We start from the raw sequence: 22,369 nt of genomic DNA, 5'->3' as shown, positions 1-22,369 counted from the left end.
GCATTTAAGGAAACGTAATATGGCTATTATTAATATGTCAGAGTTAGATCTACAGGGTAAGCGTGTGCTTATTCGTGAAGACCTCAATGTGCCTGTGAGTGAAGGTGTTGTGACTAGTGATGCACGCCTACGTGCAGCTTTGCCGACCATCAAGTTAGCGCTAGAGAAGGGCGCCGCTGTGATGGTGATGTCACATTTAGGGCGTCCAACAGAAGGTGAGTTTAACCCTGAGTTTTCACTTCAGCCTGTGGTTGATTACCTGACTAAAGCCCTCTCTTGCCCTGTGCGTTTAGCTAAAGATTACCTCGACGGTGTTGAAGCTAACGCTGGTGAAGTCGTGGTTTTCGAAAACGTCCGCTTTAATGTCGGTGAGAAGAAAAATGATGAAGCGCTAGCTAAGAAATTAGCGACGCTTTGTGATGTCTATGTGATGGATGCTTTTGGTACGGCTCACCGCGCACAAGCTTCAACCCATGGTGTTGGTTTACATGCACCTGTTGCCTGTGCAGGTCCTCTACTTGCCGGTGAGCTTGAAGCTTTAGGTAAGGCGATGGATAACCCTGCACGTCCACTTGTGGCAATTGTGGGTGGCTCAAAAGTATCGACTAAACTGACAGTATTAGAGTCCCTCTCTAAGATTGTTGATCAGCTGGTTGTCGGTGGTGGTATCGCTAACACCTTTATCGCAGCGGCTGGTCACGAGGTGGGTAAGTCACTTTATGAAGCCGATCTGATTGATGAAGCTAAGCGTCTTGTGGCGAACGCCCAGAGTCGCGGCGGTGATATCCCTGTGCCGACTGATGTTGTGGTTGCCGGTGAGTTTAGCCCAACGGCTGCAGCAAGATTAAAAGATGTGAGCGCAGTGACTAGCGAGGATATGATCTTCGATATCGGTCCTGACAGCAGTGAGGCTCTAGCCGAGATCTTAAAAAATGCAGGCACGATTGTATGGAACGGTCCTGTCGGTGTATTTGAGTTTGACCAGTTCGGTGAAGGCACCAAACGTATCGCGGCAGCCATTGCTGATTCAAGTGCATTCTCTATTGCTGGCGGTGGAGACACTTTAGCGGCAGTAGATAAATATGGTATCGCTGACAAGGTCTCTTATATCTCTACCGGTGGTGGTGCTTTCCTTGAATTTTTAGAAGGTAAGGAACTTCCTGCGGTAGCTATGTTAGAATCTCGCGGAAAATAATGAACATCAGTCGATTTAGCGCCTAATAATTGAAAATATAATGATAAATAGGCGTTAGTGCGACATATAAAAGAAACCGTGTTTCGATTCAGGGGCTTTCATTGTCTATGATTAATGGATGAACTTGAATCGAGACATAAAAATCAATCCAAACGATAGTGACCTCGCTGGTGTGAACCAGCCTATTATTGGAGTAAAAAATGGCTTTAATTTCCCTACGTCAAATGCTTGATCATGCTGCTGAACATGGTTACGGCGTCCCAGCTTTTAACGTGAATAACCTTGAACAGATGCGTGCGATTATGCAGGCTGCTGAAGCAACTGATAGCCCTGTGATCGTTCAGGCATCAGCTGGTGCACGTAAATATGCACGTCCTCAGTTCCTTAAGTACTTGATGGCCGCAGCGCTTGAGCAGTACCCAGATATCCCTGTTTGTATTCACCAAGATCATGGTACCGACCCAGATATCTGTCAGCGTTCTATCCAGCTTGGCATGTCCTCTGTCATGATGGATGGCTCTTTGATGGCCGACGGTAAGACGCCAGCTTCTTATGAGTACAACGTGGATGTGACCCGTAAGACGGTAGCGTTTGCCCACGCCTGTGGTGTGTCTGTTGAAGGCGAGATTGGCTGTCTTGGTAGCCTTGAAACTGGAGAGGCTGGTGAAGAGGATGGTATCGGTGCTGCTGGTATTCTTAGCATGGATCAGATGCTTACGACGCCTGAAGAGGCTGCTCGTTTTGTTGCCGATACTCATGTTGATGCTCTGGCTATCGCAATCGGTACCAGCCATGGTGCTTATAAGTTTAGCCGCAAGCCTACCGGTGATGTACTACGTATCGATCGTATCAAGGAGATCCACGCACGTATTCCTAATACTCACCTTGTGATGCACGGTTCATCTTCAGTGCCTCAAGAGTGGTTAGAGGTGATCAACCAGTATGGTGGCGCGATCCCTGAAACTTACGGTGTGCCTCTTGAGGAGATCGTTGAAGGTATCAAGCATGGTGTACGTAAGGTCAATATCGATACCGATCTACGTCTGGCTTCTACTGGCGCGGTACGTAAGTTCCTCGCTGAAAACCCAACAGAGTTTGACCCTCGTAAATTCCTGAAGGCATCTATGGAAGCGATGGCAGATATCTGTACGACACGTTATGAAGCGTTTGGTTGTGCAGGAATGGGCTCTAAGATCAAGCCTAAGTCATTGCAGGCTATGTATAAAGCATACCAGTCTGGTGAGCTAGATCCACAAGTTAAGTAAATAGCCGTTTACTTAATTGTTTAAAAGTGCCCGCTATCTGCGGGCATTTTTGTATTTATCGCTTTAGTTAGCCTTTTTTGTGTCAAATCCTTCAAATGCTAGTGTCTTCATCTTTTTTTTGTTTATTTCTCAGAATTTATTAATCTGTATCACCATTTTCAATTCTGTTTTTTGAGTGTTAAAATTGCGCGGATTTTAAGGGAAATGATCTTTCGGAGTATTAGAAAAATGAAAAAACTGCTTATTGCATCAGCTATATTAATGGCGGCGCCTTTTGCTGCTCAAGCCGGTGCTGATTTTGTTGAAGGCGATAAGACCTTTGGTGGTGACGCCGAGCTGGGTGCTACCATTACTACAGGTAATACCGATACGACCTCATTAAAGGGCCGTCTAGATATGAAGCATGAACTAGGTAACTGGGAAAACCAGTACCTATTAGAAGCGCTATATAAAGAGGACACGGGTGAAGTTACTGGTAAGCGTTATTATGGTCTAGTACAAGCCGATTATAAGTTTGATGAAGTGAGTTACCTGTTTATCAATGCAAATCACGAGATTGATCCCTTCACTGGTTTCGATTCTAAATCAACCATCTCAGCTGGTTATGGTCATAAGTTTGTCGATACAGGAAAGACCCTATTTAATGTTGAGATTGGTCCTGGTTACCAATATAAGCGCTTGGATAATGAGAGTGCACTTGCAGCGGGCTACGATACAGAAGATAGCTGGGTTGCTCACGGTGTTGTGAACTTTGAGACTGAAATTACTGACAGCTCTACCTTTAAGCAGATGTTTGTTGCCGATTATGGTGACAGTTTAGAAGGACGTTCAGAGACCTCTATTACGGCCAATATTATTGGTGCACTTGCGATGAAGTTTGCCGTCGTGGTTCGTTATAACAGTGAGCCATTGGACAATAAAGAAAGCACTGATACAGAAACAAATATGACGTTACTGTACGCGTTCTAACTCTTCATAAAAGAGTTTTTTGTCTGTTTCTATATAGGGATGAAAGCATGTTTAACGGCTTTCATCCCTTTTTAGCTATATATCCATCAAAATCATTGCTTTTTTATAACATTAAAAACCTGTATTGATTATGCATCTTATTGATATTAAATAAAAATGAGTGCTATATCACGCTTCCTGTTATTGGGTGAAAATAATGACTTGTGATCACAGAACAGCGTGTTAGGAGAGGCTAGAATAATTTGCTATTTAGTTCGTTGAGGCTGATATATGCAGATAGGCTCATGTTGGTTTGATATAAATAGTAAGACATTATCAAATCTCGGCAATGACACCAGCTGGAAGATGCCAGCTGCCGAATTTTCAGTTCTTGAAATCTTAGTGTTGCAACGGGGACAGGTGCTATCTAGGGAGGAGCTTTTAGCGAGTATGCCTGAAGGGCAACAGGAACTGGCTCAATTAATATTGGCCATTGAGCGGGTTAGGTTCTATTTAGGTGCAGAGCATGCTGAGTTACTCGAGACCGTCGATAAGCAAGGCTATCTACTGCATAGCGCGCCTAAGTCAAAAATCAGAACGACCTCCTCGATCCCATTTGGTAGCATTTCGGCTAAGCATTACTTCATTTTTATTGCACTTCTGCTAGGTCTGCTTTGGGTCATAAACTCCCTGTTTGTTCCGGCGGTGAAGATCAACTCAGTCAGAGAGCAAGTGATCATTAGTCACTCCTCTAAACTCTCTTTTTACCCAGTGTTTAGCTCTGAAGAGGTGAGAATGAATCATGCTATTCAGATCCAATCACTGATCCAGACCATAGAGACCTGTCGTCAGGTGCCATGGGAACATCTATTTCTCTCGATCTCTACAGAAGATAACCTGATTAGTATGGTACTTAAAAGAGGAGTGAGTGCAGGTGTGGAGGTGAAGAATTTAAAGATCGTTCCTTTAGATGCGGATTGGCATTTTATCGATGAAAGCTGGCTAGTTAAGGTCGGGGTGTGTGGTGAATAGATATCGTCATCTTTTTTGTAATGGCAAAAAATTCTGGATCTTGCTATCCAGTCTCATCGCGATTGTGGGTTTATGTGCGGCATTGCATCTCCTCTTTGTTCCTGAAGATAATGTCTCTTTGAGTTGCAGTGCAGATCTCTATAGTAAAAAACCTAACAGAGATCTATCTCTTGGTTTAGAGATTGAGACGAGAGGGGAGTTGGTCACGCTTAAGTATCGCTTCTTTAAATCGGGAATAGAGAAAAACTCCATGATTTTAAGCGGCAAGGTGAGCAAGCTTGATCTGACCTCTATGTCGTTAAAACTTGAGCTAGATAGTGGTCAAGTTATCTCAAACCTTGCACAAAAAGGACTTTCCAAGCATATGAATACAATTGTCGATGCGAGTCGTCTGGCTATTACAAATGGCACTCCCTTAACACTTGGCATCCATCTTCTTGAGCTAGATGAGAAGAATAATTATGCCATCATCCAGTTTACACCTGATGATGGCATATGGGGCTGTGATCTAAAGATCCACAAGTTACCATTCTAATAAATGTTGTAAGAGTGGAGTGAGGGAAAGATGAACCTGTCCCTCTAAGCCTCCTTATAAAGGAGGTAAAAGTGCTACTTCGTTCGAACTTAATGCACCTTTGATCTCGATGGCTACCTTGTACCTTGTAACTACTCCATCAGAGTCCCCTCGACTCCAGTCAAGATCAGGGGCTTCGAAGGTGTAGTTACCTTTCGTCTCTGACTCAGTGAGTATTCCCTCACATTGCTTCTCTTGATTGTTACAGCTGTAGCTGTTTGTTAGGTGCCAACGCTGCCACCCCTTAGGGTTATTTATTTTACCGCTCTGTTCTGGAAAGCCGAAGTAGATGATCTTGTAATCTTTGGCTTGTGTGATCGCTTGTTGCTCATTATCACTTAAATTAAAACTCAGTGCGCCTGACACTCCTTCAAAGCCTATGAGTTCAACTTGTATGCTAGTGGCTTTATCGATATCAATTGCTGTGTCAACGGGAGGCGGAGCTATCTCGCCGCCATCATTACTGTTATTGCTATCACTGCCGCACGCTGTGGCCAAAAGGCTACAGGCAAGGAGTGAAGCGAGCCGTATATTGTTCATCATCTGCTCCTTTAGTTAAAGTGACCGGTATGACATGTTGTGCATTCCATATCAGTCTTGACGCTAGCAGCAGAGCTCATGGTATCGCTAACGCCATGGCAGCTCTGACAGCTTTGGGCTTCGCTCGATGGCTTAGACTCTGGAAGTGCAGCAATATCCTCTCCGTGGTAAGCGCGATTGAGGAGTTCCACCAGATGAAAAGCGATGGAGGCGGATAGACGGTAACAGCGCTCACCTTTCTGACTAAAAGTTTTACCTGAGGCTTTAGACCAGTTACTGATTGAGGAGTGACATAGAATACTATTTGCCGTAGAGGAGCTGCCTACTAATGCTGTTTTCTCATCTGTCGAACCGATACCGCTAACAAATTCTGGTGATGAGAATGGCAGTTCAGTGTTTTCGTAATAACGGAATGCGGCGCCAATAACGGCTGAGTTTTGTTTGTTAATATCATCAAGAATATTGATCAGCATGCCTGCCGCGTTAAGGTTTCCACATATGGTTCCCTGGCCAACAACACCTGCGAACCCGAAACCCGCTAAGGCAGTTGGTATGGTTTTAAATTTGGCTGCATCAGCGCTTGCTGAGTTACCTAACATGGTAACAAGGGAGTGGAAAACCTGATGCATACAACCACCGCCTGTTTCATAGGCAAGCTTTGCAGTGGCCATGGGATCCAGCGGCACATATTTAAGCTTATCTCCCAGCTCGAGGTGGAAGTTTCCCTGATCATCTGTTGCTGCAAAGGCTGATGTGCCTACTAAGCTTACTCCGGCTGCGGCAGTACTTATTCCGATAATTCTTGTTAATGCCTGGCGTCTGTTAATTGTCATCACTGTCCCTCACTTAGCTTAAGTTGTTTTCATTGCTATCTGGTACACCGAACAGCTTCTAGCTGGCCGGTTTGCTTGGGATAAGTGTCTAATTTGAATAGCGTAAATAGTGTGATCTCGTGTGGATAAATATTGAACTATCACAAGTTCGGTGAAGGATAACTTTTCAGTGCTCAAATCTAAGGGGCGGGAGAGTAAACTCACCCATGAGATCTAAGCATGCGCCTAAATGGTGAGCTGGATCATGATATTTATAATCTTCATGTTAATTTATCGAATTTGAAGCTCTCTTAATTGATGTATTTATATATTTATCAATGTGATCCCCTTCGCAAACTAATAAGCTATTTACACGCTTAGAGCAGCTTTTAACATGGGCTTTCAGAGGAGATAACCGTGATCACAGAAATGACTGCTTAATTTACATATTATCGCTTCGATATTGGTGATGGGGCGTATTATGATTTTGGGTGCTTGTCAGTTTGATGCCCGTCGGGCTCAACTAAAGAACCTTACTACTGGTGATGAATGGCTGCTACCGAGAGCTGAGCTTCAAGTATTAAAGTTACTGTTAGCTAGCCGAGGCTCAGTGGTTGCGAAGCATAGACTCGGCGCTGCCGATGATGATCATCCAGCCCTGACTGATTCTTCTGTGACGCGAGCGGTATTTATGTTGCGCTCATTTCTTGGGCCCGAACATGAACACCTTATCGAAACGGTAAAGGGACGAGGCTACCGTTTACGTAGCGAAACTCGTCGTCGTAGAAGAGAGAGGTGGTTAACGCTAACCTGGGGGAAACCTCGGCTAACTCTCGTTATTTTATTGCCTTTTATTGTATTAACTGCATTTTATTTTAGTGAAAGCTATACAGGTAGTGAGCCTACTGCTCCCTTAAAGAGTGTGTCAATCTCTCTCCCTTCAGGGCAAGAACTGAGCTTGATTAGTTACAGTAAATCAAAGACAAATAATGAGTCGTTATTACTCCTCATTCAACAGCTTGAAATGGGCTTTAAGCAATGCATCTCAACGAGTTGGCAACAGGTCTACTTATCTCTTTCCCACGACAAACAAATATTTAATATCACAATGAAAGGCGAGAAACTCGGTCAGTCGGTGATCAGAAACTTGAAACTATCTGATTTTAGACAGCAGAAACAGTTTATCTCTCAAACCTGGTTAGATGAGGTCGCGCTTTGTGAATAGAAAGCTTTTGTGGGGGATCAATGGGTTAATCTTATTCATACTGATAATGAGTGTGACTTTTAGCTACCGTCAGCTTAACCCTACACAGGAGTTAATGATGAGCTGTAGCTCTGAGCTCTTCGATCCCAGCGACGAGGGGGAGAGTAAAAGCCGTCATTATCTATTGGTTGATCTGTTCGCTAAAGGGGAGCTGGCACAGTTTAACTATCGTTATTTTAACCATGATGGCAGTTCTGCTGGTAATATCAGAATGAAAGGCAGTGTGGTTGGGGTCGATAATAGTGCGCAGAGATACGCTTTTTCGGTGAAGACTAAGGAGGAGTCAGGGTTAGACGGAGATGAGGTACCCGAGCATATGCGTTATCTCTCCTATGTAAGCTCTTTTAATTTGGATAAAAAGGGGATGCATAATTTAAGTGTTGAGATGTTAGATCTCAATGAACAGAATGATTATGCTGTGGTGCTTTTTCAACCAAGTAACACCGTTTGCGGCTGCCGTTTGGTTCAATAATCGACTTTTACGCTATAATTAGGAATAAATTAAAAATAACTATCTGATTTAATTTCGTAAATATTTAGGGGCTCAGTGTCTAAAGTTCGCGTTAAGCAGGAAGAATCTCTCTCTATCAAGTTTATCCACCAGATGAAGGTGGGGGATAACCGACGTCTGGATCTTTACTTTTTTCTGCCTAAAGAGATGGGGATAGGCCCCCACAGCTTAAATGAGGAGGAGTATTACCACTCCGCTATCACAGGACGACGCTCCTACTACTCCACAGGCTTACATCTGCCGCTCGTACAAAGTCGATTTGCCAGTCAGAAGAAGCGAACTGTTGAGGAGTTTAGGCTTTATCTTAATCTTTTTGCTTATCAATTTGCGGTAGCCATTGAGACTGACAGTAAAGAGCTGAGACAGATTGAGGAGCCAGAAGAGTTCTTTACTGCGTTAAAGGATCTGAGTGAGTTAGTGGCGCAGCTACTAAAAAAGTTTCGCCGTAACGAGCCGAGCGATACTAAGAGAAAACCCTACTTTGAAAATGCCGATAACTACCTCTCCTGGTTTTGTGAGCAGCAGTTGTTAAAGCTCTTGTCGCGAGCCCCCAGAGGCAGTGAGTACAGTGAGATGATAGAGGCGGTTGTGGCTCAATGTCGAGCAGAACATCAGCACAGAGATGCTAGGCGTTATAACTCACAACAAACTCAAGATGATCCTAATCGTATCTCGAATAAAATGTTGCTATTAAGGCGCCTTATTCAACAAGGGGTTGTGCTTAAGGATGAGCTGAAAACCTTAGGGACTGGCCTTAAGAAGATGACCACAGGCTTTGCTACGGCCATGGTGATGTTAGTGGTTTCCGCCTTAATCATTAAGGCTCAGGGGGTATTCAGTGGGCTCACCATCGCATTAGTGCTCACCCTCGCGGTGATCTATGGTTTTCGTGAGATCTTTAAAGAGGATATTCGTAACGCACTGTGGCGTTTCATTCAGAAGGGGCGACCTAAGTGGAGCCGGATTTTACGGGATACGACCAGTCAAACTGCCATCGCGAAACAGTTGGTCTGGCTCGATTTTATGAAGACATCTGAGCTGCCAGATCCCATCACGGATATTTTAAAGAGACGCCACTCCCAGAATAAGCTCGATGCTGAAGTACTGCACTATGGCATACATACTCGGGTTACTCAGAAGGAGTTTTTGACTGGTTATACTTCGATTCAGGAGCAGGTTAACTTTAGTCTAGTGCCCTTTGCCCGTTATCTGGAGCGGGGTAAGGCGAAGATCTATAAAGAGTTAGATGGCAAGATAAGCAATGATTCAGTGGAGCGGCGTTATCAGATCAATATGATCCTCGCCCTAAAAAGCGGCAAAGGGGAGACCGAATACGCTAGGTATAAGGTCACCATGAACCGCTCAACGATTATCGATATCAGTCAAAGTGACATCCCCGAGGGGATCCCTTTAATGGAGTAAGCCGTTTCAAAATGCAAAGCTACGAGTTCCTAGTACTGCTATTTTACCCTAGGCCTTGTCTGGTAAACGCCTGACAGATCATCTGCTCCCCTGTTTGCTTAGCGCGTTTAAGCGCTACCTCTGCATTACTTAGGTACTGCTCCAATGATTGGCCGCTTTGATAGGCTGCGATCCCCATGCATATCCCTTCGCTTAGTCCAATATCACTTAAGTTGCTCATGGATTTTATTGCGAAGTGGTGGGCCTTATCGGCATCGGTATCTGGTAAAATGATGATGAGCTTCCCAAGCTGCCAATGGGACATCTGGTAACCCGCAGGCAGATCCCTAAGGATCTTCAATTCAACCTCTTTCTGCCTATTCTCTAGTTGGCCGATATCACTCATATGACTGAGCATGCTCTCTGCCGTGATATCCATCAGTATCAAGCTTGAGCTCTCTCTCTTATTCGAAGGGAGTGATTTAAAGTAGCTCTCTAGATCCCTTAGGTTGACTAAGACTGTGGTTCTGTGGGGAACCAGTTCACCGCGGTCTGAGTGTGACTCTTTTTGAATCGCTTGTTCAAAGGTACATACGATATATTCGATCTCCCCTGAGGTGTCCAGATGTCCTTTTAACGTCGCTTGAAGGCAATCACTGGCAATATGGCTTTGGGTACAGAGCACCTGTCCTTTCCAACTTCCCTGAAGAATTATCTGCTGAAGTATCTGTGACCATTTACTTCCTATATCGGGATTGAGCAGCTCAGTCAGATTTTTAGTGGGATTTTGCTGTATTTGCATCTGCTGATCGAAGGCGTGATTAGTGCGAACTAGGTTGCCATCGGCCTGAATTAACGCCGTTGCAACTGAGCTATCATTGAGCATCTGATTGATATACGCATCATTTTTAGCGCTATAAAGCTCACTGACATCTTCAAATGTGATCAAAAGATAGGCTTTGGTCTTCACCGAATCATGCTGGGTTTTAATATGAGCAATCAGTTGAGCTTGAGTCTCAGTGCCTGAATCGAACTCACCTTTCCACTCTCCATGCTGCTGAACATGAAGCATTATCTCTGTGTATTCATCATCTTCGAGATGCAATAGACGCTGTAGACTTCGGTCGAGTAATTCATCTTTGGGCAGTCCTAATTGATCGGCCGCTCGTTTATTGGCTGAGATAACGCGGCTATTATCGTTGACGATAATGCAACCGATATCACGATGAAATAGGCGGCTTGATAGTTCGATGCTGTACATACGTGACGCTTGCTCAAGACGATAAAGGTGGCTAAGGAATATGAGCAAAGAAGCAAGGATTGTCAGTACAGATGCACCTATTATCAGTAAGCTACGCCACTCTGTGAATTTAGCGGCAATATCATCATTGCGTACATATGAGACCAGGAAGTACTCTCTTCGGGTTTCATACTGAGTGGTGAGTTCGACTTTCAGGTAGACAAATGTGGCATTGTCGCCATGAAATTGGCCAAAGTTACTGGTTGCCATCTTACGCCAAAGAGCGGGATAGCTCTGTCTTAAACTGCCCCCCATAGTGTCGGGCACTCTTTGTAGCGAAGGGCGAGATTCGGCTCCTGCGTAAAGCAGGCCTTGGGTGTCTAACATCAATAGGGGGGACTGGCTGCTTGAGTATGCAGGCTTGACGCTCTTTAACATCTGCGCCATGGAGTTATAGGTGACCAGATATCCTCTAATGCTTTGATCTGGGTTTTCCAGCCAGGCGAGTTGGTACATGTAAGGCTCTAGTTTGCCATTTATCGGGCTAAATTCGAGTGGGGAGGTATAGATCTCATTGCCGCCCATATTACTCGATGAACCCAGCAGTGCTGCTGGTATTGGCTCATGACCGAAGTCATCACTGGTGGCGAATTTAAATTTACCTTGGGGATCGAACAGGGCCATATCAAGCAGCTCTGGAATGTTGTCTCGTATAATATTCCAGTTTTGTTTGAGCTTCTCCTCTCTCTCTTTAGTGGGGAGATCAAGATAGCGCTTGAGTAGCTCAGATTTGGCAAACATCTGAGTACGAAACTGTTGAAATGCGACTTTGTCGGCAATAACAGTCCCAACAGCCTGAAGTTCACTGTATCTCTGAGTTGCCCAGTCCTCCTGAAGACGGCGCTCACCTAACGTGATGATAACATTGCTTAACAGGGTGACACTTATGATGAGTAAGCAGAGCTGAGCTGCGACGGCTAGCAAACGTTGGTGGGACCAATGGATCCCTTGGGCTGCGATTAGAAGAGGTTGTTTTCGCGTCAGCATCAGAATTTAATTGTCGTTAGTTTTATGGAACAATATATTAGCACAAAACTATCATCCAAACAGTGTCTGTTACACTCTGTCAGATTATTGAAACTTGCTCTTTATTCTGCGTATTTTGTGACTAATCGCCTTGCTATGAATCACCCGACGATATCGAGCACTCTGTGTTTGAAACTGGCTCCACAGCTCTCAACAAATGTTTGACAGGCTTGGATATCGACCCCCTCGAGTCCATCGATAGCCGATACTTGAACTGAGTCAATATAGTGAGGTGCCAGCGAGATAAACTCTTTTACCGCTTGATAGCTGTTTTTAAGTTTAGGTTGGCAATGAGTTTGGTAAGCTTGTTCTGTGTCGGCATTCAGTGAGATAGATAGCGCGTCTATCCAAGGGGCTAATTCTGGTAAAATATTACGCCTATGTACTAGGTTTCCTAAACCATCGGTATTGACTCTTACTCTGCCGCCTCTTTGCTTAATGACTTGAGCTACTGCAAGTAGAGTCGGCAGATTCAGCGTTGGTTCACCATATCCGCAGAACACATACTCATCAAATTGAGTCACGTCACCAAGCAGCTTAACGAGCTCTTCAGCTTTTGGTTGATGCTCCAGATCAAGCTGATATTCATGCAGCTGTTTACTGCCCTTCTGTTTAGGGCAAAACTGACAGCGAAGGGTACAACGACCTGTGATATTAAGGTAACGGCTGTTGCGGATATCGTAGATGAGAGTTGCGTTGCTCATAAGATGGGATCTGGAGTGAGTTTTTGCAATGTTATCTCAAACTACTGAGGGAAAATGTTGTTTAGATCGAAAAAGGGAGGCTAAGCCTCCCTTTTGTTTACTTAACGTGACATTAAGTCAAATCATCTTGTGCAGACTTAGGTTGCCACCACCAGATATAGAAGCGGCGTAACCCGCCACTCAATCGTGTGAATAGCTGCTTGAGATCATCTAACATGATGTAGAGCAGTGGGATCAGGATAAGCGTCACTAAGGTTGAGAAGAGGATACCGAAGGCGAGTGAGGTCGCCATGGGGATCACAATTTTAGCCTGTAAGCTGGTTTCTAATAGAATAGGAACCAGCCCGACAAAGGTGGTTAATGATGTCAGGATAATCGCCCGAAAACGATAACAACCTGAGTCGATGGCGGCTTGTGTTATCGATTGACCCTCTGCGCGTGCCTTATTGACAAAATCAACCAAGATAAGTGAGTCATTCACCACGACACCTGCCAGTGCAACTATGCCACATAGACTAAGAATATTGAGCGTTAAACCCAATATGAGGTGACCAAAGAGGGCTCCAATGATCCCAAAGGGTATCACAGCCATAATGATGAGCGGTTGGCTGTATGATTTTAGTGGTATCGCCATTAGTGCATAGATGGCGAATAGTGCAACTAAAAAACCTAATACTAAGCTAATGAGCGCACTTTGTTCATCGGCACTGCCGCCATCTAAGCTTGTCGAGATCTGTGGGTATTTTCCCTCCAAGTAAGGGAGAAACTCACTTTGTATCTCTGTGACCACCTTAGAGGGTTCCACCTCCTCTTTATCTGCATTGGCGATAATAGTGATGGCGCGGCGGCCATCGACACGAGTGATCGATGAGTAGGAGTCTCCTAGTTCAACTTCAGCCACAGTGGAGAAGGGAACCGAGTTCCCAGAGGGAGTACGGATCATCATATTTTCCAGATGACCTATGGTTCGGCGCTGCTCCAAAGGATAGCGCACCATGACTTTGACCTCCTCCTTATTTCTCAATATTCTCTGGGCTTCGAAGCCGTAAAAACCGTAACGAACTTGGCTGGCCAGATCCGATAGGGTTAAGCCTTGGGCTTCCGCTTCAGGTTTAATATCAAGGAGGATTTCATGGCTTCCCGATGAGTTATTATCGGAGATATCATAGATACCCTCATAGGTTTTGAGTTTCTGTTTTAATTCGGCAGAAGCCAGTGCTAGCTGCTCCAAATTGCCTGAGGAGAGCCTAAATGAGATATCACTGCCTCCTCCACCGGTACTGGCTGCGATACTGAGCTTCTTAACTGAAAGTAATTCAGGCAGTTTGTCACGCCAAGCATTGGAGATAGTGACACCGTCAACCTCACGGTCTTCCCCTTTCGTGAGCTCTGCAAAGATAAAGGCTGAGGTGCGAGATCCCATATTGATATAACTGTGTTTTACCACTGGGTATCCATATTCCTCCTCCATCTCTTGATCCATGGCATAAAGGGCGTCTTCAACCTGCTTGACGACCTTTAGCGTATTCTCCTCTGAGCTTCCTGGTTCCATCTCTAGTTGTACCTGCATAAAGTCAGATGGAAGATCGGGGAAGAATACCCAACGTACCGTGCCACTTACCACCAGAGCGATAGAGAGGATAAGTACGCCGATAAAGAGGGAGACGACACTGTATCTATTCTTAATGCAGCGCTCTAAAAAATAGCGATATTTGTGGTGGATAAAGTGTTGAAGCTTACTGTTAAGGGCTAGTTTAAAACGCACAAAGGCATTGGGGTTTAGGTTTGGTTTTTTCGGCTTCATATGGGCAAGGTGAGCCGGCAGGATCAGCTTGGACTCCACTAACGAGAAAACTAAACAAAGAATGACGATCATGCCTATGGACTTCCAAATTATCCCTTGGGGTCCAGATACCATTAACATGGGGATAAAGGCCGCTATAGTGGTTAGCACGCCAAATGTGGCTGGCATAGCTACCCTTTTTGCTCCCTTGACGACATTATCTAAGGAGTGGCCATGTAACTGTGTTTCAGAGTAAGCACTCTCTCCTATGACGATGGCATCGTCAACAACGATACCGAGCACCAGAATAAAGGCGAACAGGGTCAATAGGTTGATTGACATGGAGAAGGGCTCGATAGGCATCAAGAGTGCGGTGCCTAAGAAGCAGACGGGAAGCCCCATCATGACCCAGAAGGCGAGCTTAAGTTCAAGGAAAAGTGCGAGAATAAGAAACACTAATATAGCGCCGTAAAACATGTTAGATAACATCATGTTTAGACGACCTTTGAGGTAGTGCGTCATATCTCCCCAAGTATCGACCTTAACTGAGGCGGGCAAGGTTTCACTGCGCTTAGCAATATAGGTTTTTACCTCTTCTGAAATTTTCAGAGCATTTTGATCGTCAATGCTGGTGACTTCGATGATTGCAGCAGGTTTGCCGTTAAAACGTGTGTACTCCTGTCGCTCCTCAAAATCATCCTTAATGGTGGCGACTTGAGAGAGCATGATTCGGCTGCCATCGGCACGAGTGGATACTAAGATGTTAGCAAAGTCATCACCAGTATAGGCTTGCCCTTTAGTCCTTAAGAGAATGTCACCATCTTGGGCTCGAATCGCACCGCCTGGAAGATCGATAGAGGAGTTTTGAACCGCCTGTGCGACTTGAGCAAAGCTAAGGCCGTACTCTCTGAGTTTATCTTCCGATAGCTCAATGCCTACCTCGTAATCCCTGACTCCTGTCACTTTTGCCCGGGTTACCGAGGGGAGGGAGGTGATATCCTCTCGTATACTTTTAGCAATCTCCTTCATCTCATGCAGGTCGATGTCACCATAGACAGAGACCCAGATAACATAGTTTTCTGGCTTCATACGGTAGATATCTGGTTTTTCGATATTATCGGGAAAGGTAGAGATAGCATCGAGCCTGAGTTTGGCTTCATCGAGTATATCTTGTGGGTCATAACCCTCTTGAACTTCAATGGATACAGAGCCTACGCCTTCGCTTGCGACAGAGGTGACTTTTTTGATCCCAATAATATCTTGAATCGACTCCTCTATCTTTATGTTGATCCCCTCCTCAATCTCTTGAGGAGCCGCGCCAGGATAGGCTACTGAGATCTGCAGGTAGTTCGCCTCAAAAGTGGGCATCACCTCTTTATTGATGACAAATATACTGCTTGCTAGGCCGCCCATGATAAGGAAAAACATCAATAGGTTTGCAGCAACAATATTTTTAGCGAACCAAGCTATGACTCCTTTTTGTGGCTCCATTATTGATCACCTGTTGCTGCTAGGTGTTGCTCTTTATCTTCATCTGTTTGTGGCGATTTGCTACCACTATTATCCACTTCCCCTAATATTTTGACTGGTTGGCCTGATCGCATGCTGGAGAGCTTAGTTAAGGAGATACGCTCGCCATCTAAAAGGCTGTCTTTAATGTACACACTGTCGACATCGGTGCGGACAATATTGACGTCGCGGACCTCAACAATATTATCCTTAGAAACGACGGCAACCTGGTTATTGCGAACGATATGACGAGGCAGTTTTACAATGCCCTCAACGGTACGTCCTTTAATTACTGCGGTAACAAAACTGCCATATTTAAGTGGTAACTGCCCTTGATGTTTTGATTCTCTTAGGTAGGGGTCTTTTATCTCGGCGACCAGATATACCATGCGATTATCGGCATCAATAACCCCTTCACTGCGGACGATATCTCCTGTCCAGCTTACCTCTTTACCTGCAAGTGATGCACTGAGGGTGACTTGTGTATCGGGTTTATCAACAGACTCTAAGTAGGCAAGGTCATTGTTGGCAAGTGGCAGGCGGATCTCGGCGATACGGGTGTCATAAAGCTCACCTAGGTTGGTGCCTAAGGTGACATATTGGCCTAGATCAACCATTCTTGTTTTGATGATCCCTTCAAAGGGGGCGCGGATAATAGTTCTCTCTAAGTTACGCTCGGCGCGCGCCATAGCTGCTTGAGCAAACTTAACATTGGCCTGCTCTTTTTTTAATTGGGGCAGTCTGAGACCTAACTCTGGCGGTAGCCCACCATCGTAGCCTTTCCAGTCGTTTTTTGCGACTTCACCTCGTGCCATCTCCTCCTCTAATGCAGCCTGTGCTTGGGCTAGGCTGGCTTGAGCTTGACTGAGATCGGCTTCATAATCCGATGGCTCAATCATGGCGAGCTGCTCCCCTTTTTTTACCACTCCACCGGCAACAAAGTTGGGGGAGATGCTAAGTAGGCGCCCCTTAACCTCAGTGACTAGCTGAGTTTTGTTTTTAGGGGTGACGACACCATATGAGGGTAAGTTTAGGGAAACGGTTTGTTGTTCAACTTTTACCACATCCACGATTTGGGCTGGTTTTTCTTCCTCTTTCTGCTCAGGGCTTTCTTTGGTATTAATGAGTAGCCAAGCGGCCATGCCAAAGAAAAAAAGTATGAGGAGAGGGGTTAATCTTCGTATTATTTTTATCATTATTATCCCGCTGTTCCATGCTGACATTCCTATACTCGGTTAAATCTACCAGAGTCTAGAGATGTGACAAAACGGTTTTTGTAAATAAAGTGTATCAAATGTGGATTAAATGCTGCTGGGGGAGGGGGTTAATACTGAAGTACTAGAACAAATAGGTTTTATTGCTTAATAATTGAGCTTTTTGTGGTTGGTTATTTGGCGATGTTGGTTGAAGAGGGAGCCGCGATTGCGGCTCCTAAGGCTTACCTAATATTAGGCTTATCTCTTTTTCTTCTTTTTATTTTTCTTACTGAAGCTTTTCTCACTAGGCTTAACCTTGTTTTTCCCCGGTGGTTTGGCCTCTTTGTTCTTAGGTCTGAGATCTTTAATGAAGCGACGTTTTAGTGGTTGATCCATATAACGTTCAATCTTACCAACAACACGGATATCGTGGGCTTCAACTAGGGAGATTGCCGTTCCCTTTGCACCTGCACGACCTGTACGACCGATACGGTGAACATAGGTATCAGCAGAGCGTGGCATATCGAAATTGATCACATGGGTGATATCTTCAACATCAATTCCGCGGGCGGCAACATCGGTGGCAAGCAGGACATTTACTTCACCTTTAGTGAAACGACCTAGCGCTTGGAATCTTTGCTTTTGCTCCATATCACCGCGCATATAGCTGCAAGGTATCCCTACACGCTGCAGCATCCCCTCTAAGCTGGCAACGGCTTCACGGGTTTTAACGAATACGATGGCTCTTTGGGTCTCCTCTTGCTGGAGAATGCTACACAGGAGCTTAAACTTGTGCTCTTTATCATCGGCAATATGGATCCACTGATGAATTTTCGCTTTCTCACTGCGAGGCGCTTCGGCTTCAACCTTTACCGGATCGGTAAGCAGTTGATGGGAGAATCGGCCAACATCGCTGCCCTCTAGTGTGGCAGAAAACAGCATAGTTTGTTTACGACCAACAGACTCAATGGCGATGGTTTCGACAACGGCAGAGAAGCCCATATCTAACATTCTGTCGGCTTCATCGATCACTAAGATCTCCACCTCTTCAGCGTTAAAAAGCCCCTTATCTAGGTACTCCATCAGACGGCCTGGGGTTGCCACTAATATATCGACATTCCCTTTTAATGCTTCCTCTTGAGGGGCATAAGGGACACCGCCAGTGATGATGACAGTATTAAGGTCTAGCTCATAGGCAAGGTGAGAGGCATATCTGTGGATCTGACTTGCCAGTTCACGGGTAGGCGTGAGAATGACAACACGTGCCTGGCCAGAGAATCGACGCGGGAAATCGATTATATGCTGTAGAGCCGGGAGTAGGAAGCTGGCTGTTTTGCCTGTTCCAGTCGGTGCACGCGCAAGAATGTCCCGCTGATCCATGGCCAAGGGGATCGTTTGTTGCTGTATGGTGGTGGGCTTGTGGTGGCCCATGGCTTTTAATGACTCTAGTAAAATAGGGTCAAGCAGGAGGTCTTCAAATAGCATGTGCAGCGTCTCAATAAATAATAGCGGCACATTATAAAGGTTAATCGGGCTAACTTAAATCATTAGTATTGAAAATCACCGCTAAAGGAAACAACAAAATGGGTTAAGTGGTCCTTGGTGTCAGAAAATAGCCTTTAAATGATGCTTGCGTTAGTCACTTTAATATTTGAGATAGAAGCCAGTGATTAGCGCTATCATCTCTGGGGTATAACTTGTATCGGACTCTTTGATACAAAGGTTGTCAGTGAGCACTGTGTTATTTTCAGCTAACTTAGTTGCCTTGTGCTTAAGGGTGAAAAGGTGACGGTGAGCTGCTTTCAGCCTTGAGTCACTAATGTCGGTTAGACGGTTCATCCATAGCTCACTCTTCTCTATCTCTTCGATAAAAGGGGCCATGCTTTGGTTTGGCAAGATTAAGCTTGCGGTCCCTGTTACAGCAAGTAGCTTAGTTATCGCCTCAAGAAGAGCGTGAAAAGTTAAGCTGTCAGTATGTCTGGCCTGAGCCCTGAGTCTATTGCTGGATTGTGTTCCCCCTTTGAAATAGGGAGGATTACAGATAATGTGATCAAATTGAGCGTTATTGCCAGCTCGATGCTCATTACAAAACTCCTGTACGCTGGCATGCACCAAATTCAATCTACTTTGCCACTTAGAGGCGATGAAGTTCTTATTGCAGGCATGAAATGCCGTGTCATCGAGTTCGACTGCTGTGATCAGAGCTTCACTTCGTTGGGCTGCCATCAAACTGAGCAATCCACTCCCTGCGCCTATATCTAACACATTTTTTGCCTTCGACAGCGGCGCCCAGGCACCGAGCAGTACTCCATCTGTGCTGACGGGCATACCGCAGCCATGATCATCGATATGAAATTGTTTAAAGGTAAAGGCCATTGAGGGGAGTTTGACTGGTTTAGGTTGGCGCGAATTGTACGCTAACTAAATGGATATCGCGAATATCAATAGAGGAGAGATAAGTCGGAGTTGAATGAGTGAGCTAGTGTTATATATTGAATTATTCGCTATAGAGAACAAAAAAATTACGGGATTAAATAGCCAATTTTATGTTGGATTTTTGTTTCTTCCGTCTTTTGATAGCGGTTTATGCTTGGGTTAAGTAACGGCTGTTAATTTGTAGCCTTTATTATGTTGTCTCTTTGGTGTTAATTATTGCCGAAGTGATGTGCATCCTTGTCAATATTCTACGAGTTTGATAATAGTATGCCCCCTTAAGCCGTTTTTATACGGTATTTAAGGGCAGGTAAACCAGTTTTAAACAATTTTAGCACTAGTGTTTTATGCTTCTGTTTAATAACTCGCCAAGTATCGGCCGAATTTACCATGGAGCTGTGTAATCTAAACTTTACACTGAAAATATATTCGGCTTGATGGCTTGAGAATGATAAAAACAAAATAATGATGGGGCAAAAAGTGCAAGATAAACAAATGACTATAGCTGATACCTTGGGCTTAGGTTTTATGACCTTTGCTTTTTTCTTGGGTGCAGGAAACTTAATTTTCCCGCCACTTGCGGGATTTCTCTCTGGTGAGAATATGAACCTAGCTATGCTTGGTTTCCTCATCACTGCGGTGACACTGCCTTTGATCACCTTGATAGCTGTCGCTAAGGCAAACGGTAAGATCATGGGGTTACTTCCGCCGCTGGCTGCAACAGTATTCGCTGTTGCCATCTACATCGTTATCGGTCCAGCTTTTGCCGCCCCTCGTGCTGGGCTCGTTGCTTATGAGATGGGGTTTAAACCTTTCTTAGCCGACAGCAGTGCTACCTTTATGTTGGCGGGAATCACACTTAATATCTCTCAGCTTATCTACTCAGTTATCTTTTTTGGTGGCGCCATGCTGTTGGCACTCTACCCAGGTAAACTGTTAGATAGTGTGGGTAAAGTTCTTACGCCAATCATGTTAGTGCTTCTGGTGGCTCTTGCTGCTTCCGTATTTATGACACCAGGTGCTGAGATTAGCCATGCTGTAGGGGATTATCAGAGCAACCCGTTAACCAAAGGTATCCTTGAGGGATACAATACGATGGATACACTGGCTTCACTTATCTTTGGTATGTTGATTATCGATATTCTGCGCCGAAAAGGGGTTAGTGATAGCAAGGCTCAAACTAAATATTTGATTCAAGCAGCCTTTATCGCGGCTGCTGGCTTAGCATTTGTCTATATTTCACTTTTCTACTTGGGCGCAACGGGCGGTGATATTGCTGCTGGCGCCGATAATGGTGGCGTGATTCTTACTAACTATGTGAACCGTGAGTTTGGTGAGTTTGGTAAGATACTTTTAGCGGCAGTGGTGACACTGGCTTGTTTAACCACAGTGATTGGCTTAGTGACAGCGTGTGCTGAGTTCTTTAATGAGCTCATTCCAAGCCTCTCATACCGCGCATTTGTGATTATTATCAGCCTTATCTGCGCAACGGTTGCCAATGTTGGTCTGTCTCAGCTGATCAGCATCAGCGTTCCAGTGCTCTACACCATCTATCCTGTTGCTATCGCATTGGTTGCTGTGACTTTCCTGACTGAGAAGTTCTCAATGCCTGAGTTCTCTCACCGTATAGTATTAAGTGTTGCACTGGTATTTGGTGTGATTGATGGATTGAAAGCGGCTGGCGTTAATATGGATTTAGTCGATTTCATGCCATTACACAGTGAGGGTATGGCTTGGTTATTGCCAACAGGTTTAACGATAATCGCTTGTTTATTGGTAAAAAAGCCTAAAGCCGATCCGCTATTGAACTCTTGATGATAGACACTCTTTGTTAGGCACGTAACTTTAGCTGAGATAAAATAGGGTTTGGGTATAAAATAGGGCGCAGGCATTTAATGCCTGCGCCCTATTAATTTCTGCGTTTTTTATGTTGGAGAGATAGCTTGAGTCAGTCTGATAACAATATCGTGCCTGAACAGTATAAGAGCGACCCCTTGATTGAGCTCTTTCTTGATGATCTCTGGTCCAGCCGTGGACTAAGTAGCAATACTTTGAGTGCTTATCGTACCGATCTTTGCCATTTTGAGCATTACCTTATCAAGTCTGGGATCGCCTTGTGTGATGCGACGCAGGGAACCATTAGGGATTATCTGGATGTTCGTTTTGAAAAAGGCTTTGCACGCACGAGTAGCGCACGACTTATCAGTAGTCTAAGACGTTTCTATGGCTTCTTAGTGATGCAAAATCGGATTGAGGTAGACCCCACTGCCCAGATTAAATCGCCACAGCTGGCTCGTAAACTCCCAGATTCTTTGAGTGAAGCGGATGTGGATAGCCTGCTTAGTGAGCCTAATCTGGATGATCCAATAGAGTGCCGCGATAAAGCGATGCTTGAGCTTTTGTATGCCACAGGACTTCGGGTTACTGAACTTGTGAGCCTGACCATGGAGCAGATAAGCCTACGTCAGGGAGTGGTGAGAGTGGTCGGTAAAGGGGGCAAGGAGCGACTTGTTCCTTTAGGTGAGATGGCTATCTCAGAGGTAGAGAGTTACTTAGTCGCTGCTAGAGGTGAGCTGCTTAAGCAGAAGGTGAGTGATGTGCTGTTTCCGTCAAAGCGGGGCAGCATGATGACGCGGCAAACCTTCTGGCATCGAATTAAGCACTATGCGCTGAGGGCGGGAATAAGTACTGAACTCTCACCACATACCTTAAGGCATGCGTTTGCGACGCACCTGCTTAATCATGGGGCTGATCTTCGAGTGGTGCAGTTACTTTTGGGCCACAGCGATCTCTCTACCACACAGATCTATACCCATGTTGCTAAGGCGAGATTGAGTCAGTTACATAGCGAGCATCACCCAAGAGGCTAATGTTGC

The 22,369-nt window shown here is 45.0% G+C and carries 18 protein-coding genes; 10 read left to right on the top strand and 8 right to left on the bottom strand.

The window, feature by feature from the left end:
* Positions 1–19 precede the first annotated feature (19 nt).
* The 5 genes from K0625_RS05025 (at position 20) to K0625_RS05005 (ending at position 4,975) form a co-directional block, all read left to right on the top strand.
* Positions 20–1,195 (top strand): phosphoglycerate kinase, encoded by a 1,176-nt coding sequence (locus K0625_RS05025; protein WP_220108671.1) that lies wholly within the window; start codon positions 20–22, stop codon positions 1,193–1,195.
* A 200-nt stretch (positions 1,196–1,395) separates the two neighbouring features.
* Entirely contained in the window at positions 1,396–2,460 is a 1,065-nt protein-coding gene (gene fba, locus K0625_RS05020; RefSeq protein ID WP_012323520.1) for a class II fructose-bisphosphate aldolase, read from the top strand.
* A gap of 228 nt (positions 2,461–2,688) precedes the next feature.
* A complete protein-coding gene (locus K0625_RS05015; RefSeq protein WP_220108670.1) occupies positions 2,689–3,429 on the top strand; it encodes a DUF481 domain-containing protein in 741 nt (246 codons plus the stop codon).
* 270 nt (positions 3,430–3,699) lie between these two features.
* The gene (locus tag K0625_RS05010; RefSeq protein ID WP_220108669.1) at positions 3,700–4,440 is read left to right on the top strand and encodes a winged helix-turn-helix domain-containing protein; all 741 of its coding nucleotides are present in this window, start codon (positions 3,700–3,702) and stop codon (positions 4,438–4,440) included.
* Positions 4,433–4,975, top strand: coding sequence for a hypothetical protein (locus K0625_RS05005; protein WP_220108668.1), 543 nt, complete (start codon positions 4,433–4,435; stop codon positions 4,973–4,975). The genes K0625_RS05010 and K0625_RS05005 overlap by 8 nt, the downstream gene beginning before the upstream one ends.
* A gap of 54 nt (positions 4,976–5,029) precedes the next feature.
* Here the strand turns inward: K0625_RS05005 and K0625_RS05000 are convergent, their stop codons facing one another.
* Together K0625_RS05000 and K0625_RS04995 are read right to left on the bottom strand one after the other, a co-directional pair.
* Entirely contained in the window at positions 5,030–5,557 is a 528-nt protein-coding gene (locus K0625_RS05000; RefSeq protein ID WP_232846941.1) for a hypothetical protein, read from the bottom strand.
* An 8-nt stretch (positions 5,558–5,565) separates the two neighbouring features.
* Entirely contained in the window at positions 5,566–6,387 is an 822-nt protein-coding gene (locus K0625_RS04995) for a cytochrome c3 family protein (protein WP_220108667.1), read from the bottom strand.
* A gap of 460 nt (positions 6,388–6,847) precedes the next feature.
* Here K0625_RS04995 and K0625_RS04990 point away from each other — a divergent pair, with 460 nt between their 5' ends.
* From K0625_RS04990 to K0625_RS04980, 3 genes are all read left to right on the top strand, one after another.
* Positions 6,848–7,591, top strand: coding sequence for a winged helix-turn-helix domain-containing protein (locus K0625_RS04990; protein ID WP_220108666.1), 744 nt, complete (start codon positions 6,848–6,850; stop codon positions 7,589–7,591).
* On the top strand, positions 7,584–8,102 hold the full coding sequence (locus tag K0625_RS04985; RefSeq protein WP_220108665.1) for a hypothetical protein: 519 nt from the start codon (positions 7,584–7,586) through the stop codon (positions 8,100–8,102). Before K0625_RS04990 ends, K0625_RS04985 begins: the two co-directional genes overlap by 8 nt.
* A 75-nt stretch (positions 8,103–8,177) precedes the next feature.
* On the top strand, positions 8,178–9,563 hold the full coding sequence (locus tag K0625_RS04980) for a hypothetical protein (RefSeq protein WP_220108664.1): 1,386 nt from the start codon (positions 8,178–8,180) through the stop codon (positions 9,561–9,563).
* A gap of 43 nt (positions 9,564–9,606) precedes the next feature.
* Here K0625_RS04980 and K0625_RS04975 read toward each other — a convergent pair whose 3' ends face one another.
* The 6 genes from K0625_RS04975 to K0625_RS04950 all read right to left on the bottom strand — a co-directional run bounded on the left by K0625_RS04975 (position 9,607) and on the right by K0625_RS04950 (position 19,436).
* Positions 9,607–11,829, bottom strand: a complete 2,223-nt coding sequence (locus tag K0625_RS04975) for a PAS domain-containing protein (protein WP_220108663.1) — start codon at positions 11,827–11,829, stop codon at positions 9,607–9,609.
* A 140-nt stretch (positions 11,830–11,969) separates the two neighbouring features.
* Positions 11,970–12,572 (bottom strand): TatD family nuclease-associated radical SAM protein, encoded by a 603-nt coding sequence (locus K0625_RS04970; protein ID WP_220108662.1) that lies wholly within the window; start codon positions 12,570–12,572, stop codon positions 11,970–11,972.
* A 112-nt stretch (positions 12,573–12,684) separates the two neighbouring features.
* Entirely contained in the window at positions 12,685–15,846 is a 3,162-nt protein-coding gene (locus tag K0625_RS04965) for an efflux RND transporter permease subunit (RefSeq protein WP_220108661.1), read from the bottom strand.
* Positions 15,846–17,060 (bottom strand): efflux RND transporter periplasmic adaptor subunit, encoded by a 1,215-nt coding sequence (locus K0625_RS04960; protein WP_232846940.1) that lies wholly within the window; start codon positions 17,058–17,060, stop codon positions 15,846–15,848. The genes K0625_RS04965 and K0625_RS04960 overlap by 1 nt, the downstream gene beginning before the upstream one ends.
* A 258-nt stretch (positions 17,061–17,318) precedes the next feature.
* On the bottom strand, positions 17,319–18,545 hold the full coding sequence (gene srmB / locus K0625_RS04955; protein WP_220108660.1) for an ATP-dependent RNA helicase SrmB: 1,227 nt from the start codon (positions 18,543–18,545) through the stop codon (positions 17,319–17,321).
* Positions 18,546–18,704: 159 nt separating this feature from the next.
* Positions 18,705–19,436, bottom strand: coding sequence for a tRNA1(Val) (adenine(37)-N6)-methyltransferase (locus K0625_RS04950; RefSeq protein WP_220108659.1), 732 nt, complete (start codon positions 19,434–19,436; stop codon positions 18,705–18,707).
* A 525-nt stretch (positions 19,437–19,961) separates the two neighbouring features.
* Here K0625_RS04950 and brnQ point away from each other — a divergent pair.
* Positions 19,962–21,308 carry a branched-chain amino acid transport system II carrier protein gene (gene brnQ / locus K0625_RS04945; protein ID WP_220108965.1) on the top strand — a complete coding sequence of 449 codons (1,347 nt, stop codon included), beginning with the start codon at positions 19,962–19,964 and terminating at the stop codon, positions 21,306–21,308.
* Between the two features lie 152 nt (positions 21,309–21,460).
* Complete coding sequence (gene xerD / locus K0625_RS04940) at positions 21,461–22,363, top strand: site-specific tyrosine recombinase XerD (protein ID WP_220108964.1); 903 nt, start codon at positions 21,461–21,463, stop codon at positions 22,361–22,363.
* Positions 22,364–22,369: the final 6 nt, after the last annotated feature.

This window comes from Shewanella nanhaiensis (assembly GCF_019457885.1).
In the GTDB taxonomy this organism is placed as follows: domain Bacteria; phylum Pseudomonadota; class Gammaproteobacteria; order Enterobacterales; family Shewanellaceae; genus Shewanella; species Shewanella nanhaiensis.
Note: the sequence above shows the minus strand (reverse complement) of the source record. Positions and strands in the feature narration are given on the sequence as shown.